Origin of the sequence: Rheinheimera fenheensis, from assembly GCF_039871805.1 — a bacterium.
In the GTDB taxonomy this organism is placed as follows: domain Bacteria; phylum Pseudomonadota; class Gammaproteobacteria; order Enterobacterales; family Alteromonadaceae; genus Alishewanella; species Alishewanella fenheensis.
On record NZ_JBDPJM010000005.1, the window covers coordinates 1 to 17,053 of the forward strand.

The window sequence follows — 17,053 nt, forward strand, 5'->3', positions numbered from 1 at the left end:
TTGGCTATGTCAGCCCGGCTGAGTTTGAGCGCAAATGCGCATAACCGAGTGTCTACTTTTTATGGGTAAGAACAGTTTAACTGGTCAGTTTCCAGTGTTTGAACCAATCCATTTATTATTTGTTAATCTATTGGGTAGCATAGTAGTTGTATGGGCTGTTATGCGTGTATTAAAACCACTAAGAATGTTCGGTGTTGCTGATGGAATTGCACGTTTATTATTCTCATTCGCAATGTTGTACGCAGTTATCGTGGGTAATGTCACGTATCTCGTAGTCGCGTTTTTCATACCAGAATTGGTCTGGGGCATCGTTCAGTTATACAAACCTGTTAAAAAATGGCTGTGTACTTCACCTAAATTAGCAGTGAGATGAGATGTTATGTATATCGGCAAATTCGCAAAGTTAACAGGCACAACACCAAAAACGATAAGACTCTACGAATCCATCGGTTTGCTTCCCCCAGCTAAAAGAAATGGAAGTTACCGTGTATATGATGAAACTTACATTCCTACTGTTATCCAAATTAAGCAGGCTCAAAAGCTTGGTTTTACACTTAACGAACTTAAAGCCATCGCTAAAAACGCGAATATAGAGCGGGGCTTTCCTCCTGAAGCAATAATTTTCGCGCTGAGTGAAAAGAGAATCTCTATAGAACGACAAATAAAAGCGTTGAAGGAAATTGAGCGAAGTCTCGCAAAGCTTGAAGCAGAGTTAGCAGAGTCAGTCTGTTTCAGGTGAATTTTCTAAGTTCAAAGGAGCTGGCAATATTCAACGCAGCACCTGTGTTTATTTATAACGGTCAGGCAGCTCCTGCGTTTAACACAAAAACATGAAACAACTTTCAACAGCTCCCGTCGATTACAACGCAGTGGTAACAACTTGTTTTGTTCCAAGTAGAGGCATGTTTAGCAACAAGATGCAGAAACCTAAAAGCAGTTTGGTGATTGGTTAAATGAGAATCTGGGTCAAAAGGCTGACCTTCAGAAATCTTCAGGCATTTTTAAGCAATTTAAACAATATGAGTATGTAGTATTGAGATTCATTAATAAATTCAACGCTAGGTATTTATACAGCAGGGCCACGTGTCCAGTCATATTGCTATAAATGCTTTAGTAGGGAGTGTTATGAAAGCAATTCTAGTCAGGTTGGTATTGATCATATCGCTACTCTTGAATGGTTGCAGCTCGGTGACTAAAACGGATTTCTGCAGTAGTCTTAAATCAGAGTCAAACAAGTATGCTTTGGCAGGTTATTCTTTATCATGGATTAGCAGTGACGGCAGTAACTTATCTTGCAATTCTGAAGGTGTTTCGCCTACGACAGCTTTTGAAGCAGCCTCTTTGAGCAAGCCCGTTTTTTCAGTCATTGTTAATAAGCTAATCAATGAGGGCAGATTATCCCTCGATTCGAAACTAATTGATTTAATAGATGTACAGCAGCTTCCTGTGCGATTTCAAAATATATACCATCAAACTGGTTTTGAAAAATTAACAGTCAGACATATTTTGGTACACAAGTCAGGTTTGCCGAATTGGCGTGATAAAAGAGGGTTACACTTTTCGTCACCTCCAGGACAAAGCTTTACTTATTCTGGTGAAGCTTACGAATTGCTTCAGTCAGTAGTGGAGATAACAAGTAACAAGTCACTTCAGCAACTTGCATCGGATTACATTTTTAAACCCTTAAACATGAGGCATACGAGTTATATTTCTGGCTCTATTGAGCCGATAGCTGGTACTAGTATAACGGGGCAACGACTTCCATTGTCTAACCACCGGCTTGGTTCAGCTGCATATTCTTTGGTTACTACATCCTCTGATTACCTAAATTTCTTACGTGGTTTGATGGCAGGAGAGATATTACCGATGCCTCAAGTAGAGACTATGTTGCAGGTTCAGAGTAAAGAGTATTCCAATGAAATTAGTGCTGATTGGGGCCTCGGTATCATCGTAGAGAGAGTAAAGAGTTCGCAATTTATTCTCCATACCGGCTCTAACCCTGGCTTCAGAGCTCTCGCACTTATAGATACTGACGTTAGGTCAGGCTTGGTCTACTTGTCGAATTCAGAACGAGGGAGTGTGTTGGATCAGTGGTTGGTAGAGAGTATTACTTCCTTACCAATAAATAGTAATTTATATCAATGGCTCGAGTGCTCAGGGTGTATTTATAAATCAAGACTTATCCGTTCTGTATTAAATGACGGCGTTGTTTCGGAAGATCTACCTCAAGACATAGATCTGATGGCAGATGTTGCCTATGAGTTGGCAGAGTATGGTGATTACAAGCGAGCCTCAAATATTTACTCCAAACTTAAAAAGCTAAATTATGATGCAGTCGAAATAGCTTATGGTGAAGGAATCGCCAGCTTACGAATGGGAGATTTAATCACAGCTAGAGAAAAGCTATCTTACGTGCTGTCTGTAAACCCTGAGGCTGAGAACGCTGCGAAAATATTTGATGGATTAGATACATTAGACAGCAAGCAGGGCATAAAGGTGTTTCTGCAAGGCCACGACAATGCATATGCTGTATTTTTAAGTGGTGACTTCAATGGATGGCATCGCTTTTCACTTCCAATGAAACGAATCCAAGGAGGCTGGGTTAGATATATTACGCCAGAGGTGGAGAAATCTAGATACATTTTTCGTGTAGACAATGATTGGATCATAGATAGTACGACTACCCAAAAGGAAAGCTTTTTTGGCAAGCCAGTGTCTGTGTTAAGAAGTACCTCCCCTGAGTAGTGAGATTCTGTATATTCAGCTTAAAACTCACAGTGGTTTGTTAAAGACTGTCATCATTTGTATTTTAATGAAACATTAATGCAAAACATGTTAGTTTTGGAGCAGGTGTGGTTGACGGTTGTTTTTTCGAATGGCTAACTGGGAAATGATATTATTTTGCCTTGAATGAAGAGGATTTACCGGTGTTTTCTTTTTTTAGAAAAAGCAGTGAATGGCCATTTTCTGCACCCAAGAATTCAGAAGCTTTTACAACAAAACAGATTCTAAATGGCGAGTCTCCAATTCAAGTTGTGTATCACGATATTGAGTGTAGTGGCACACTGAATTTGGCCACCTGATTAGAGGTGTTATGATCCACCTCGTATGACATTAGGTGACATGATGAACAAAAAAACAAGACCTACATTCAGCCCAGAATTTCGTCTCGAATGTGCTCAGTTAGTCGTTGACCAGGGCTATTCCGTTGCTAAGGCCGCCCAGGCAATGAGTGTGGGTAAATCAACAATGGATAAATGGGTTCGCCAGCTGCGTGAAGAGCGCGCCGGTGTTCGGCCCAAAGCCACGCCGATGACGCCAGACCAATTAAATATCCGTGAGTTAGAGAAGAAAATCAGGGATTTGGAAATAGAAAAGGACATATTAAAAAAGGCTACAGCTCTCTTGATGTCGGACTCCCTGAACAATTCGAGATAATTGGGAAACTCAAGCAGAGCTATACCGTGGCACGGCTGTGTCAGGTCTTTGGAGTCCATCGCAGCAGTTTTAAGTACTGGAAGCAAAGGCCAACAGATATTAAGCCTGAGCATGTGCAAAAGCTTAGTAAAGTAAAAGAGCTGTTTAACGCCAGCCGAGGCTCAGCCGGAGCACGTAGCATTGCCGAGATGGCAACGGCTCAAGGGGGGAAGCTCAGCCGCTATCTGGCGGCTAAATACATGCGCTTACTGGATGTGGAAAGCTGCCAGCAGCCACGGCATTCTTATAAAAAAGGCGGTGCGGAGCATGTCGACATTCCAAACCTGCTTGACCGCCAGTTTGCTGTGGTGGAGCCTAATCAGGTGTGGTGCGGCGATGTGACATACATTTGGACAGGTAGCCGCTGGGCGTATCTGGCCGTTGTGATGGACTTATTTGCCCGAAAGCCGGTGGGCTGGGCAATGTCATTCTCACCGGATAGTGAGCTGATGTGTAAAGCGCTAAGCCATGCGTTTGAATCACGTGGTCGGCCTGAGGGTGTGATGTTCCATTCAGGCCAGGGTAGCCATTACACCAGCCGTAAGTTCAGGCAATTACTCTGGCGCTGCCAAATAACGCAAAGTATGAGCCGACGTGGTAACTGTTGGGATAACAGCCCAATGGAGCGCTTCTTCAGAAGTTTAAAGACTGAATGGGTGCCAACGGTGGGTTATGGCTCCTTTGCGCAGGCAGAGCGTGAAATACTGGAATATATGCTGGGCTATTACAGCCAGCTCAGGCCACATCACTATAACGGTGGTTTGGCTCCAAACGAAACCGAGCGCAGATATTGGCTTGGCTATAAAGATGTGGCCAAAATTAGTTGACCACTACACTTGTGCCAGTGGCGTATTTGTGTGCTGGTTTGACGTAATTAGCATTAGCGGAATTTGATACGAATACTTTGCCGGTAAAATGGCTTTAAACAGGCCTTTATCCACCCAGTGAAGGGCGTAGGAATAAATGGGTGACCCCAATTATCCAATTATCAGTCGATCAGGTGGACAGTATGTTCGTTAGCGCACAGACCGGAAGAATATGCTTTGGTAACTTTTCTGATCTGGCATCATAAATGACGAAAATTGTATGCAGCAGATATCATCGACAAAAGCAGGAAAGACTCGCCCAGATGAATTGTCTTCGTCTGCACCAGATAACAAAAAGCAGATCTGCCCCTATTGGCCGATGGCGCTCGTACCGCAAGATATCAGTAAGTCCAGAGCCGCTGTTGGCGAAACCGTGCTGGCAATTGATGCATTGACAGAAGGATTGGTGATCGCCTGCCCCGGAAGACCCAGAGCCGCAACAGCACAAGATGCCGAATAAACTGCTTGATTGAGTCGGTAAACCGTTAATTTGGTTTTATGGGGTATCAAGCGGTCTCTTATCGCTGACAGTTAGTTAAATGTACAGCAATTATTTTGCCAGATGGCAACGCTTTATGTGCTCGATCATCGCTTGCGCCAGGGGGGTTGTCGCATGTTTTTTTGCGGTAATAAGCACCACCGGAATGTGATAGCAGTATTGCTGCGGCATTATGGCTTTAAACAGACCCTTATCAACCCAATAGCTGGCGTAGTGCTCGGGCAGGTAGCCGATAAACTTACCCGATAAGATTAAATGGGCGATGCCCTCATCATGATAGGCGATAGCGCTGTTCTGGTAGTTTAAGCCATCGTTGCGCCGCTCTTTGTCGCGCATATAGTTACTGGTGATCACTTCTGCCCGCTGTAACAGCTTCTGGGTATCTTCGGCTTTACAATCAAACAACGGATGGCCGCTGGCACAGTACAGATAGTTGGTTTCATTAAATAGCGGCGTATATTCCAGGCCGCGGATATGATGCCGGCTTACGCCGATACCCAAAAGCGAGCGGCCGGTGGCTACCGCCGTTTCCACCTCGCGCGCTTCACATACGTATAAATCAAACTGAATGTTATCGCTTTTGTCTTTGAGCGCGGCAATGGCCTGCGCCACTTTGCAGTGCGGATCGCTGACTAGCGTGTCGATAATAGCAATAGTGACCCGGCCGGACAGCTGCTGTTTAGAGCCGGCAATGGTATTGGCAAAGGCTTCGCATTGCTGCAGTAGTTCTAAAGATGCCTGATAGGTAATACGGCCAGGCTCGGTGAGTTCAAAGCCACTGCGGCCACGCTTGCACAGTTTTACGCCTAAACGGATTTCTAAGTCAGATAAATGGGCGCTAATGGTAGAGCGGCCAATATTCAGCCGTGACTCGGCCGCCGACAGCCCGCCACATTCGACGATAGTGACGAAAATTCTCAGCAAACGTAAGTCGACGTCATGTACCTGCATGTCACACTCTTTTAGTTCGATAAACTCGGAATAAGTTACGATTATTATGTATTTATAAAACAACCGGCGCAAGCTAGCATGGTGGCAATAAAGATCCGCAGAATTCAGGAGCATGAAATGACGTTTCGTTATGGTTTAGACCGGATGGATTTAGATATCGTTAATGGTATCGCTGATGGCAGCATTAAGGCTGAGTTGTGTACTGAAGCTATTGCCAGAATTAATCAAAGCCGCAACAACGTTGAGGTTATGGCCGCGTCTGATAAAGCTATTTACGGTATTAACACCGGTTTTGGTCCGCTGTGCGATACGCAAATCTCCCCTGCCGAGACGGCGCTGCTGCAAAAAAATCTGCTGATCACTCATGCCGTTGGCGTGGGCGAGCCTATCGCTAAAGCCATTTCCAAGTTGATGCTTATTACTAAAGTGCATGCATTAAGCCAGGGCTATTCGGGAGTGCGCTTAGAAGTGGTTGAGCGCATGCTGACGTTTCTTGAGCTGGACTTAATTCCGGTCGTGCCAGAGCAGGGCTCAGTGGGTGCGTCCGGCGATTTGGCGCCGCTGTCGCACCTGTTTTTACCGCTGATTGGTGAAGGCGAGTTCTGGCAGGGTAAAGGCAGCATCAGTGCGGCTGAAGCCTTAGCACAGCATGGCCTGACACCGCTGGAATTGCAGGCTAAAGAGGGCCTGGGTTTAATTAACGGCACCCAGTTTATTTTATCGCATGCCATTACGGCGCTGACCAAGATGCGCTACCTGCTGGATTTAGCCGATGTCGCTGGTGCCATGAGTATTGAGGGTATGCAGGGCAGCGGCTCGCCGTTTCGGCCCGAGCTGCATCAAATCCGTGCTTTTGCCGGTAATATTGAAGTGGCTGCCCGGATGCGCCGCCTGTTTAAAGACTCAGAAAATATGGCCTCGCATACCGGTTGTGCCCGGGTACAGGACCCATACTCGCTGCGCTGTATTCCGCAGGTACATGGTGCCTCGCGTAATGCCTATAACCATTTAAAAGAGCTGGCCGAAATTGAAATGAATTCGGTTACCGATAACCCTATTGTGATCAGCAGCGAAGAAGCCATTTCTGGCGGTGGTTTCCACGGCCAGCCACTGGCGATGGTGCTGGATTACACCTCTATTGCCGCCGCTGAGCTGGGTAACATTTCTGACCGCCGGTGTTATTTACTGCTGGAAGGTCTGCATGGCTTGCCGCGTTTGCTGACCAAAGCCGGGGGCTTAAATTCCGGCATGATGATCCCGCAATATGTGACGGCGGCGCTGGTTACCGAGAACAAATCCTTGTGCTTCCCGCCCTCAGCCGACAGCGTACCGACCTCAATGGGGCAGGAAGATCATGTGTCGATGGGCAGCATCTCTGGCCGTAAACTGAATCAGATCTTAGGTAACCTGGAAAAGATTTTAGCCATTGAGCTGATGTACGCCGCGCAGGCCATTGAATTCCGCCGGCCGAACACCTGCTCCGATATCGTTGAACAAAACTTTGCGCTGATCCGTAGCAAAGTGGCCAAGTTGGAAGAAGACCGTCTGTTAAAACCGGATATCGACGCCATGATCGAACTGGTGAAAACCCAGGCCTTCACTGTTAACTTTGCGCTTAATTAAGAGGATACGGATGATGACTTTTCAGGAGCAGATTAAGCAAGGTATTCCAGCCGAGTTACCGCCAGCCAAGCCATACCCGTTGGATGCGAACCGGGCGCCGAAGCGCAAAGACATTCTGACGAAAGCGGAAAAACAGCTGGCGGTGCGTAACGCGCTGCGTTATTTCCCCAAAGCCTGGCACAGCGAACTGGCCGCAGAGTTTGCTAAAGAGCTGAATGATTTCGGCCGTATTTATATGTACCGTTTTAAACCGGACTATGAGCTAAAAGCGCGGCCTATCAGTGAGTATCCGGCCAAATGTCAGCAGGCCGCTGCCATTATGCTGATGATTGATAACAACCTGGATCCGGCCGTGGCGCAGCACCCGGAAGAGCTTATTACCTATGGTGGCAATGGCGCGGTGTTCCAAAATTGGGCGCAGTATCGTTTAACCATGCAGTACTTAAGCGAGATGGAAAGCGATCAGACATTACACATGTACTCGGGCCACCCTATGGGCTTGTTCCCATCGTCGGAAGAAGCGCCACGGGTGATAGTCACCAACGGTATGATGATCCCAAACTACTCCAAGCCGGATGACTGGGAGCGTTTTAATGCCTTAGGCGTGACCCAATATGGCCAGATGACCGCCGGTTCTTACATGTATATCGGGCCACAGGGCATAGTGCACGGTACCACCATCACGGTGATGAATGCGTTTCGTAAGGTATTGCAAAAGGGCGAAAGCAGCCAAGGCAAAATCTTCTTAACCGCCGGTTTAGGCGGTATGAGCGGTGCCCAGCCCAAAGCCGGTAACATCGCCGGTTGTATTACGGTCTGTGCCGAAGTGAACCCGAAAGCCGCCACTAAGCGCCATCAGCAGGGCTGGGTTGACGAGCTAATCGATAACATGGACGCGCTGATTGCCCGGGTAAAACAGGCGCAGGCCAATGCCGAAGTGGTGTCGATTGCCTACATTGGTAACGTGGTGGATGTGTGGGAAAGCTTCTACCAAAGCGATATTTTCGTGCACTTAGGCTCAGATCAAACCTCACTGCATAACCCGTGGTCGGGCGGTTACTACCCGGTTGGTATCAGTTATGACGAAGCGAACCGTTTGATCCGGGAAGAACCTGAGCTGTTTAAAGCGAAGGTGCAGGCGACTTTAAAACGTCATGCTGACGCGGTGAACAAGCACACGGCGAGAGGCACTTACTTTTTTGATTACGGTAATGCGTTTTTACTCGAAGCCTCACGCGCCGGTGGCGATGTGATGGCCCAAAACGGTATCGATTTTAAATATCCCTCTTACGTGCAGGATATTCTCGGCCCGATGTGTTTTGACTACGGCTTCGGCCCGTTCCGCTGGGTTTGTACCTCTGGCAAGCCGGAAGATTTGGATAAAACCGATGCGATTGCGGCAGAGGTACTGCAGCGCCTTATGGCAGAGGCGCCAGAAGAAATTCAGCAGCAAATGCAGGATAACATCACCTGGATTAAAGACGCCAAGCAGAACAAGCTGGTAGTTGGCTCGCAGGCGCGGATTTTATATGCCGATGCCGAGGGCCGGATGGAAATTGCCGCAGCCTTTAACGCGGCCATTGCCCGCGGTGAAATTGGCCCGGTAGTGCTGGGGCGCGATCACCATGATGTCAGTGGCACCGACTCACCGTTTCGTGAAACTTCTAACATTTACGATGGCAGCCGATTTACCGCCGATATGGCTATCCACAACGTCATAGGTGACAGCTTCCGCGGCGCGACCTGGGTATCGATCCATAACGGCGGCGGGGTAGGCTGGGGCGAAGTGATTAACGGTGGCTTTGGTATGCTGCTTGATGGCACAAGTGAAGCCGACCGCCGGTTAAAATCGATGCTGCTGTTTGATGTTAACAACGGTATCGCACGGCGCAGCTGGGCGCGTAACGCTGAGGCTGACTTTGCTATCAAGCGTGAAATGGCCAGAACACCAAAGTTAAAAGTTACCCTGGCCAATCGGGTAGATGACGATATCCTGGATAAACTGGCGTTCTGATACCCTCTGTGAATGATTGAAAGCCCCGCAGGAGTTGCCGTCGGGGCTTTTTTATTGCATCTAAAACACCTTGCGATACAAGCGGCTAGTGCCAAACTGTTAAAGCTTTACGGCAGTCTGGCCTCCATGCACTAAACTGATTGAAATTTAATCAGGATGATTAGCCATGAAACGCCGCGATTTTCTTAGCCACACCTCATTACTGCTTGGTTGCAGTTTGCTGCCGGTCTCCAGCCTGCTGCAAGCCAGCACAGCCATACCCAGTCTTAACACTGCCGATTGGCAAGGCCTAAGGCAACAGTTTGCTTTAACACCGAAATACATTCACCTGGCTACCTTTTTATTGGCCTCGCACCCCAAACCAGTGGCCGCAGCGATTGAACGGCATCGCAAAGCTTTTGATGAAAACCCGGCCGATTACTGGCATGAGCATTTTATGACCATTGATCACCAGATCGCCGCCGCAGCGGCAGAGTACATGGGCGGCGAGGCCTGGCAAATTGCGCTGACCGACAGCACAACGATGGGGCTGGCGATGGTGTACAGCGGGTTAAAACTGCGCCCGGGCGATGAAATATTGCAAACGGTACATGATCACTATTCCACCGATTTGTCCTTGCAGCTCAGGGCAGACAGAACCGGCGCTAAAGTACGCCAGGTTACACTGTATGATGATCCTGCCCAGGTGTCAGTCGATGAAGTGGTCACGAAACTTAAAGCCGCCATTAATGCCAAAACCAAATTCGTTGCCGTGACCTGGGTGCATTCTTCTACAGGCGTTAAGCTTCCGGTTAGGGCTATTGCCGATATGCTGCAGGAGCAGAATAAACAGCGGGATGAAGCTGAGCAGATTATATTTTGTGTTGACGGTGTGCATGGCTTTGGTATTGAAAACGTTGATGTTTCTACTCTGGGCTGTGATTTTTTTATTGCCGGTACGCATAAATGGATCTTCGGCCCGCGCGGAACCGGTGTGATCTGGGGTAGCAAACGCGGCTGGCAGCACTGCAATGCGGTTATCCCCAGTTTTAGTCAGTCGTATGATGTCTGGCTGGGTGGCAGTACGCAGGACCAGGTGCCGATTGGCGAGCATATGACACCCGGTGGTTTTCATTCGTTTGAACATCGGTGGGCGTTGCCTGAAGCCTTTAAATTACACCTGCAACTGGGCAAAGCAGAGGTGCAAGCGCGTATTCACCAACTTAACAGCCAAACCAAACAAGGTTTGGCAAAAATAGCGGGGGTAAAACTCTATACGCCAATGTCGCCAGAACTGTCTTCGGGCATGGTATGTTTCGACTATAAGCAAATGCCACCAGATGACGTGGTCAAATCCATGCATGCTAAGGGTATTATTATGAGCAGTACACCCTATCGCAAATCTTACGCCCGCTTTGCGCCCAGTTTAATCAATAGCGAGCAGGAAATTGAGCGCTCACTGGCAGCCTTGGCATCGGTATAACCGGCTTTACTCGACATAAAACTCTTTGCCAAGCGCCGCCTTTTCCGCGGCGCTTTTTGTAGCGCAGCTGGCATAGAGTTGCTCAAGAATCTGTGTATCACTGGCATTTTGCCGCTTTAGCGCCACTGCTTGTTCGACCAACGGCAACATATTGGGAGCGGCTTCTTCACCTTTTAACTGAAACAGTACGTTCGCTGCAGCGGTACTGCCCGAATCTTTCATGGCATTAAGTACACTTTCACTGACATCGCCGCACACAGTGCGAGGCACCGGCCAGGGATCATCAACGATATCTGCCTCCAGCTCCGCAGTGCTAAAGGTTTTACACAGTGCTGCAACGTCATTACTAATTTGCAGCTCGGTTTTGCCTTGCTGCCAACCCTGATAAGCCAAGGTAACCAGCTTAGCCCCGGCACTGTCTTGTAAGCGGCCGAGGCGCTCTATGGTCATATTCAGCGGATGACCCAGTTGCAGCCAGATCTGACTGCCATGCACTGCACTGGGTACCTCAATACTGCATTGATCAAATTGAGCAAATACCACTGATGGGCAGCACAGTAAAGGCAGTAAATAGAGATTACGCAGAGTAAAGCGGGACATAGTTATCATCCTTCTTCAAGATTAACGTGCTTCAGTGTTATCGATAACATGTAAATTGGCAATATGCTTTGTTAATTTTTTGTTTCCTTCGGTTGTTGCTGCCAATGCAAACGCCGCTTTACTTAATATATGTTTTATATATACTTCATATATTCATCGGCCCGGTAGCGGAGTAAACCTTGGGCATTGTTAAAATTGCAGATGAGCTGCATGAAGAAATTCGTAAAGCCAGCGGCGCTATGTCGCGCTCTATTAATGCCCAGGCTGAATTCTGGCTAAAAATGGGTATGCTGGCCGAGCTATACCCAACACATAATTACCAGCAGTTGGTGCTGATGTTACTGCAACACGCTGAGGTAAAATTAGCCGGAGGTGGCGATGAGCGGCGTTCAGCTTAAAACTGCTGAAGAGCTGGCGCTGCAACGCGAAGCCGGCCGTTTACTGGCACAGGTTTTTGCTATGCTGGACGATAAAATAGTGGCCGGTATGTCGACCTTGCAGATTAATGAGCTGGCCGAGCGTTATATTGTTGATGAATTGCAGGCGCGGCCAGCCAGTAAAGGTCAGTATGGTTTTGCCTATGTGCTCAATACCTCGGTCAACGACGTGGTATGTCACGGCGTGCCATCCGCTACGCAGCTGCTAAAAGAGGGCGATATTGTTAATGTCGATATCACATTGGAAAAATACGGCTTTATTGCCGATTCCAGCAAGATGTATGGCATAGGCGAACTCAGCTTAGCGGCACGGCAATTGGTAGATGACTGCTACAGCGCACTGTGGCTGGGTATAAAAGCGGTAAAACCCGGCGCCAGGTTGGGTGATATTGGCTTTGCCATTGAGCAGTTTGCCCGCAGTAAAGGTTACAGTGTGGTGCGTGAATATTGCGGCCATGGTATTGGCCGGGAAATGCACGAAGCGCCGCAGGTGCTGCATTATGGCGCCGCCGGCAGCGGTATGCTGCTAAAACCCGGCATGGTATTTACTATAGAGCCGATGCTTAACCAGGGCAGTGCTAAAGTGAAAACCAAAAAAGATGGCTGGACTGTGGTGACCCGCGATAAAAAGTTGTCGGCACAGTGGGAGCATACAGTGGCGGTAACCGAAACCGGCGTCGAGGTACTGACGCTGCGGCCGGAAGAGCAAGCACTACTCAATCACTAGCTACAGAATTACGCATTTCGCCCGGCGCTTACTCATGCTAGCCTTTAGAGCATCCTTTACCTGCGGTGTAAGTTGTTATGCGTATCATTGTGTTACTACCAATTTTACTGACCAGCCTGACGTTATGCGCCTATTCATTGCCCGAGCAACCGGTACTTAGCCTTAACCCTGCAATGCAGCAGGTGGTCGCCAGCGATGCCAGGTTAGAAGTGCTGGCAGAGGGCTTTAGCTGGTCTGAAGGGCCTATCGCTGAGCCGGATACCGGCGATATTTTGTTTTCTGATGTGCCGGAGAATAAAGTCTATCGCTGGAATGAAGCCCAGGGGTTAACCGACTATCTGCAGCCGTCTGGCTATACCGGCCTGCACCCGAAAAATAACCGCGGGCAGGGCGCTAATGGGCTGATTTTTAATAATAACAACCAGTTGGTGTTGGCGCAGCATGGTGACCGCCGGCTGGCATTGCTAGCCGGTGTCAAAGATGGCGTGCCGCAGTATCAAACCTTAGTGACTGCCTTTAATGGCAAATTGCTCCATAGCCCGAATGACTTGGTGCAGCACAGTAGCGGTGCCTATTATTTTACCGACCCGCCTTATGGCTTAGCCGGCGGCGACAGCTCTGCTGAAAAGCAGCTTAGCGTAAATGGTGTGTACCGGCTGGATGGCGCAGGCAAACTCACTTTGCTGATTGATAACTTAACCCGGCCTAACGGCCTGGCGTTTTCGCCGTATGAAAAATGGTTGTATGTAGCAAATTCCGATAAAAACGCCGCCCAGTGGTGGCGCTATGCGGTGAAGGCTGATGGCAGTTTGGGCAAAGCAGAGCTGTTTTTCGATGCGACATCTCAGGCGCAGCAACAAAACGGTTTACCGGATGGTTTAAAAGTGCTGCCATCAGGCATCATTTTAGCTACCGGGCCCGGTGGCGTCTGGGTGCTATCGCCAGAAGGCGAACATCTGGGCACTATCCAAACGGGTGTATCGGCAGCCAATGTGGCACTAAGCAGTGATAACCGCTGGCTGTATATCACCGCGACGAATTATCTGCTGCGTATAGCGTTGCAGCAGTAACGTGACTATTCCCAACGTGCGTCCTGTTCGCTGATATTAAAAGCGATTTGCTCGTCGTTAACCGTCAGCTGCACCACTTTATGTGGCGAGCCGTCTTTGTTTAGCTCTACCAGGCCAATACCGGACTGGTTTAACAAGCGCTCACCCGCTTTGGCATTGTCCGGCTTGTGCGGCACAATTTTCATACTGCGGCGCTTGGTAAACCAGTTTAACGGCGAGCGTGGCGAGTATAGCCAGCGGTTGAGCCGGTCTAACACATCGAGTAGCTTACCAGGGAACTGATTTTTCAGGCCGCTACTGGTAATTTGCCAGATATCGGGCCCGCCTTGCTGGCCGCGCAAATTGACCTCATACACAAAAGAATAGTGCACATCACCGGACAATATGACGAAGTGTTTCGGTGTTTTTGGGTGGCGAAACAGGTTCATCAGCGCGTAGGCCGTGCCGCGGTGCGCCATCCAGTTTTCTGCATCTACCAGTAGCGGCCGGCCGATAAAGGTAAAAAACTTTTGAATACCTTCAATCAGTTTTACGCCAAACACCGGCGCTGGCGCCACCAGCACCACAGCATCGTGGCCGATTAAATCCTGCTGCAGTTCAGTAATGGCTTCCCAGTCCAGCAGGCCTGAAGGCTTGCCAATATCGACCTCAGAGCGCCAACGCCGGGTGCGGGTATCCAGCACCAATAGTGGCGGCTCGGTAGGCCATTGATAATGCCACTGATTAAAGCGCAGCAGTTCGGTAATCAGCTGTTGATGCTTGTCGCTGCCACTATCGGCAAAGGCGTGCTCTACTTGCTTTAGCAGCTCAGGCGTAAAACGCTCTGGCGTATTACCCCAGCCCTGACACAGTAAATAGCCAATCAGCGCATTACCGATAATACGGCGGGAGAAATCATGGTTATAGGCGGTTTGCTCCCACTCAGCCGTCAGGTTCCAGTCGTCGGTCACATCATGATCATCAAAGATCATTGCGCTGGGCAGATGTGCCAGCAAGCGCTGTACCTTGCTGAGGCCCTCGGCAAACTGTTTGATAATAGGCTGGTGTTTGTTGTAGCTTTGGCGCTGCTCTGGCGTCAGCTCAGCGGCTTGCTGCTGGGTTAACGTCGTAGCATCAGCCGGCCAGGCTGCGGGCGACCACACCAGCAAATACATGCCCAGCATCTCCGCCAGGCTGATGAGATGGTTACGGGCATTGTCTGAGGTAAACACCGGCTTTTTCACGCCTTTAAAGACTTGTGTCAGTACGGCCTGGCTGGCATCGGTTTTTGGCAGCAAGGTATCGCGCTTATAGTAGTAAGGGCTGCTGCTATGTAGTGCGTGTGAACTACCTACTGCCGAGCAGGGCAGGCTTTCATCGCTAAACCCCAACTGGCTAATAAGCTGATGAATAGCCCTGAGCATCGGCGCCGCCACATCGTCAGCGTAGATCTGATCGCCACTTAATAGCAGCAACGCCGGCCATTGCTCAGGCGCATGCTGCTCAAGATAGCTATCAGCGGCTAACAGGCCATCATCAGCATTAAAGTGCGGTTTACGGCAGGAGCCGTGCAGTAATTTTTCTAAGCTGGGTTGTATCACAAAGCCAGGACTGTTGTGACCAGGGTAGACCAGATCGGGTGCCCATTGCTGCCAGCCTTGCCAGTCAGCAGTGCTATCCGGTGCCAGTTGCAAATCGTAGCCAATCCAGCACCCTTGTGGCAGCGCGGCTTCAAGCGGGATATGGATCAGCTGCAGATACAGCTTATCAGCACAGCGCAGACTTTGCGTATGCTGTGCAAGTGTCGCGACATCGAGCTCAATAGCGGTGTTGCCCTCTGGCATCAGCTTTAGCTTGATATTGACTGACTCAGAGGTGGCCAGCCAAAAGGTCAGGCTGCGCGGCGTGATGGCGCGCAGCATAGGCCCTGCCAGCACTAATGGCAGGGGCTGCTTTGGCTGCTCTGCCGGCTCAGTCATTAGCGCAGCGTGACAAATTCTTCGGCGCTGGTTGGGTGCAGCGCAACGGTGGCGTCAAAATCTGCTTTGGTCGCGCCCATTTTCATTGCCACGGCAAAACCCTGCAGCACTTCGTCCATGCCTTCGCCGATGCCGTGCAGGCCAACCACTTTTTCATCGTCGCCTGCACACACCAGCTTAAAGCGGCTTAGCGCCCGGTGCGGCGTAATGGCGTTATACATAGCAGCAAAATTGCTGCGGTACACTTTGACCTTGCCGTCGCCATACTGCGCAATCGCTTCTGCTTCGGTTAATCCAATAGTGCCAATAGGCGGGTGGCTAAATACCACAGTAGGAATTAGCGAGTAGTCCATATGCGCATCAGGCAGGCTTGTGTTAAATAGCCGTTCGGCCAGCATGCGGCCGGCTTTTATTGCTACCGGTGTTAGCTGGGCTTCGCCAGTGATATCACCCACGGCGTAAATGCCCTTAACATTGGTATTTTGGTACTTATCAGTGCGGATAAAACCTTGCTTATCGGTTTGCACCCCGGCGGCGGCCAGGTTAATGGCGTCGGTGGCCGGTTCGCGGCCAATGGCCCAAATCAGGCAGTCTACGTTACTAAATACGCTGCCGTTGCTGCAGTAAACCGTGAGAGTATCGTCGGTATTTTTTTCTACCCGGCTCACTTCAGTGTGGGTGTGTAACTGCAGTTTATCCTGCGCCATGCGTTCTAGCAGCATATCGGTAATGTCGCTGTCGAAGTTACGCAGTGGCCGGTCTTTGCGCACCAGCAAGTGGGTGTCTGTGCCCAGCGCATGCAATACGCCGGCAATTTCTACGGCGATATAACCAGCGCCAACCACCAGCGTTTTTTTCGGTTGAGTGGTTAAGGCGAAAAAACCATCTGAGTCGATGCCGTATTCGCTACCCGGGATGTCTGGCCTGGTCGGGCGACCGCCTACGGCGACGGTGATGTGATCTGCCGTGATGCGCTCGCCATTAACCTCTACTGTATTGGCGTCTACAAAGCGGGCAAAGCCTTCAATAAGCGTGACACCATTAGCGGCAAAGCCGCGCTGATAGCTGCCGTGAATACGTTCGATGTAGGATTCGCGGTTTTTTACCAGGGTAGCCCAATCAAACCGGTGTTGTGTAATGTCAAAGCCGTATGCCGGGCTGTATTTTAACGCTTCAGCAATATGGGCGCCGTACCACATCACTTTTTTGGGCACACAGCCGACATTAACACAGGTACCACCAACGGCTTTGGCTTCAATAACGGCGGCTTTCGCACCACGTTGGGCAGCACGGTTAGCACTGGCAATACCGCCGCTACCGGCGCCGATGGCAAGATAATTAAAATGACGAGACATAAACCCTTCCATAA

14 protein-coding genes are annotated in these 17,053 nt (G+C 49.4%); 10 read left to right on the forward strand and 4 right to left on the reverse strand.

The annotated features are described in order from the left end of the window. The first annotated feature begins 379 nt into the window (after window positions 1-379). From ABGI61_RS08835 to ABGI61_RS08850, 4 genes are all read left to right on the forward strand, one after another. On the forward strand, window positions 380-739 hold the full coding sequence (locus ABGI61_RS08835; RefSeq protein ID WP_347600011.1) for a MerR family transcriptional regulator: 360 nt from the start codon (window positions 380-382) through the stop codon (window positions 737-739). A 386-nt stretch (window positions 740-1,125) separates the two neighbouring features. Next, a complete protein-coding gene (locus tag ABGI61_RS08840) occupies window positions 1,126-2,745 on the forward strand; it encodes a serine hydrolase (RefSeq protein ID WP_347600013.1) in 1,620 nt (539 codons plus the stop codon). Between the two features lie 381 nt (window positions 2,746-3,126). Further along, a protein-coding gene (locus tag ABGI61_RS08845; protein ID WP_347600015.1) for an IS3 family transposase occupies window positions 3,127-4,304 on the forward strand; the annotation gives its coding sequence in 2 pieces (ribosomal slippage) (window positions 3,127-3,394 and window positions 3,394-4,304; 1,179 coding nt in all). Between the two features lie 259 nt (window positions 4,305-4,563). Further along, window positions 4,564-4,803 (forward strand): hypothetical protein, encoded by a 240-nt coding sequence (locus ABGI61_RS08850; protein ID WP_347600017.1) that lies wholly within the window; start codon window positions 4,564-4,566, stop codon window positions 4,801-4,803. Window positions 4,804-4,893: 90 nt separating this feature from the next. Here ABGI61_RS08850 and ABGI61_RS08855 read toward each other — a convergent pair whose 3' ends face one another. Beyond that, window positions 4,894-5,793 (reverse strand): LysR family transcriptional regulator, encoded by a 900-nt coding sequence (locus ABGI61_RS08855; protein WP_347600019.1) that lies wholly within the window; start codon window positions 5,791-5,793, stop codon window positions 4,894-4,896. A 117-nt stretch (window positions 5,794-5,910) separates the two neighbouring features. On the opposite strand from ABGI61_RS08855, the gene hutH reads away from it, so the two are divergent. The 3 genes from hutH to ABGI61_RS08870 all read left to right on the forward strand — a co-directional run bounded on the left by hutH (window position 5,911) and on the right by ABGI61_RS08870 (window position 10,892). Then, entirely contained in the window at window positions 5,911-7,416 is a 1,506-nt protein-coding gene (gene hutH, locus ABGI61_RS08860) for a histidine ammonia-lyase (protein WP_347600021.1), read from the forward strand. Window positions 7,417-7,426: 10 nt separating this feature from the next. Further along, window positions 7,427-9,430 (forward strand): urocanate hydratase, encoded by a 2,004-nt coding sequence (gene hutU, locus ABGI61_RS08865; protein ID WP_347600023.1) that lies wholly within the window; start codon window positions 7,427-7,429, stop codon window positions 9,428-9,430. A 166-nt stretch (window positions 9,431-9,596) separates the two neighbouring features. Next, window positions 9,597-10,892, forward strand: coding sequence for an aminotransferase class V-fold PLP-dependent enzyme (locus tag ABGI61_RS08870; RefSeq protein WP_347600025.1), 1,296 nt, complete (start codon window positions 9,597-9,599; stop codon window positions 10,890-10,892). 6 nt (window positions 10,893-10,898) lie between these two features. On the opposite strand, the gene ABGI61_RS08875 is transcribed toward ABGI61_RS08870, so the two are convergent. Next, window positions 10,899-11,492 carry a hypothetical protein gene (locus tag ABGI61_RS08875; RefSeq protein ID WP_347600027.1) on the reverse strand — a complete coding sequence of 198 codons (594 nt, stop codon included), beginning with the start codon at window positions 11,490-11,492 and terminating at the stop codon, window positions 10,899-10,901. A 179-nt stretch (window positions 11,493-11,671) separates the two neighbouring features. Here ABGI61_RS08875 and ABGI61_RS08880 point away from each other — a divergent pair, with 179 nt between their 5' ends. The 3 genes from ABGI61_RS08880 to ABGI61_RS08890 all read left to right on the forward strand — a co-directional run bounded on the left by ABGI61_RS08880 (window position 11,672) and on the right by ABGI61_RS08890 (window position 13,726). Further along, the gene (locus tag ABGI61_RS08880; RefSeq protein WP_347600029.1) at window positions 11,672-11,890 is read left to right on the forward strand and encodes a ParD-like family protein; all 219 of its coding nucleotides are present in this window, start codon (window positions 11,672-11,674) and stop codon (window positions 11,888-11,890) included. Beyond that, window positions 11,871-12,656, forward strand: coding sequence for a type I methionyl aminopeptidase (gene map, locus ABGI61_RS08885; protein ID WP_347600031.1), 786 nt, complete (start codon window positions 11,871-11,873; stop codon window positions 12,654-12,656). The genes ABGI61_RS08880 and map overlap by 20 nt, the downstream gene beginning before the upstream one ends. A 77-nt stretch (window positions 12,657-12,733) precedes the next feature. Further along, on the forward strand, window positions 12,734-13,726 hold the full coding sequence (locus ABGI61_RS08890; RefSeq protein ID WP_347600033.1) for an SMP-30/gluconolactonase/LRE family protein: 993 nt from the start codon (window positions 12,734-12,736) through the stop codon (window positions 13,724-13,726). A 5-nt stretch (window positions 13,727-13,731) separates the two neighbouring features. Here ABGI61_RS08890 and ABGI61_RS08895 read toward each other — a convergent pair whose 3' ends face one another. Both ABGI61_RS08895 and gorA read right to left on the reverse strand, forming a co-directional pair. Beyond that, window positions 13,732-15,684 (reverse strand): alkaline phosphatase D family protein, encoded by a 1,953-nt coding sequence (locus tag ABGI61_RS08895; protein WP_347600035.1) that lies wholly within the window; start codon window positions 15,682-15,684, stop codon window positions 13,732-13,734. Continuing rightward, on the reverse strand, window positions 15,684-17,039 hold the full coding sequence (gene gorA, locus ABGI61_RS08900) for a glutathione-disulfide reductase (RefSeq protein WP_347600037.1): 1,356 nt from the start codon (window positions 17,037-17,039) through the stop codon (window positions 15,684-15,686). Before gorA ends, ABGI61_RS08895 begins: the two co-directional genes overlap by 1 nt. Between the last annotated feature and the right edge of the window lie 14 nt (window positions 17,040-17,053).

What these genes read in the sequence shown, in the direction of transcription:
- ABGI61_RS08835 (WP_347600011.1), top strand. Translation starts at nt 380, where the DNA reads ATGTATATCGGCAAATTCGCAAAGTTAACAGGCACAACACCAAAAACG.
- gorA (WP_347600037.1), bottom strand. Translation starts at nt 17,039, where the DNA reads ATGTCTCGTCATTTTAATTATCTTGCCATCGGCGCCGGTAGCGGCGGT.
- ABGI61_RS08875 (WP_347600027.1), bottom strand. Translation starts at nt 11,492, where the DNA reads ATGTCCCGCTTTACTCTGCGTAATCTCTATTTACTGCCTTTACTGTGC.
- ABGI61_RS08855 (WP_347600019.1), bottom strand. Translation starts at nt 5,793, where the DNA reads ATGCAGGTACATGACGTCGACTTACGTTTGCTGAGAATTTTCGTCACT.
- ABGI61_RS08890 (WP_347600033.1), top strand. Translation starts at nt 12,734, where the DNA reads ATGCGTATCATTGTGTTACTACCAATTTTACTGACCAGCCTGACGTTA.
- map (WP_347600031.1), top strand. Translation starts at nt 11,871, where the DNA reads ATGAGCGGCGTTCAGCTTAAAACTGCTGAAGAGCTGGCGCTGCAACGC.
- hutH (WP_347600021.1), top strand. Translation starts at nt 5,911, where the DNA reads ATGACGTTTCGTTATGGTTTAGACCGGATGGATTTAGATATCGTTAAT.
- ABGI61_RS08850 (WP_347600017.1), top strand. Translation starts at nt 4,564, where the DNA reads ATGCAGCAGATATCATCGACAAAAGCAGGAAAGACTCGCCCAGATGAA.
- ABGI61_RS08895 (WP_347600035.1), bottom strand. Translation starts at nt 15,684, where the DNA reads ATGACTGAGCCGGCAGAGCAGCCAAAGCAGCCCCTGCCATTAGTGCTG.
- ABGI61_RS08840 (WP_347600013.1), top strand. Translation starts at nt 1,126, where the DNA reads ATGAAAGCAATTCTAGTCAGGTTGGTATTGATCATATCGCTACTCTTG.
- ABGI61_RS08870 (WP_347600025.1), top strand. Translation starts at nt 9,597, where the DNA reads ATGAAACGCCGCGATTTTCTTAGCCACACCTCATTACTGCTTGGTTGC.
- hutU (WP_347600023.1), top strand. Translation starts at nt 7,427, where the DNA reads ATGATGACTTTTCAGGAGCAGATTAAGCAAGGTATTCCAGCCGAGTTA.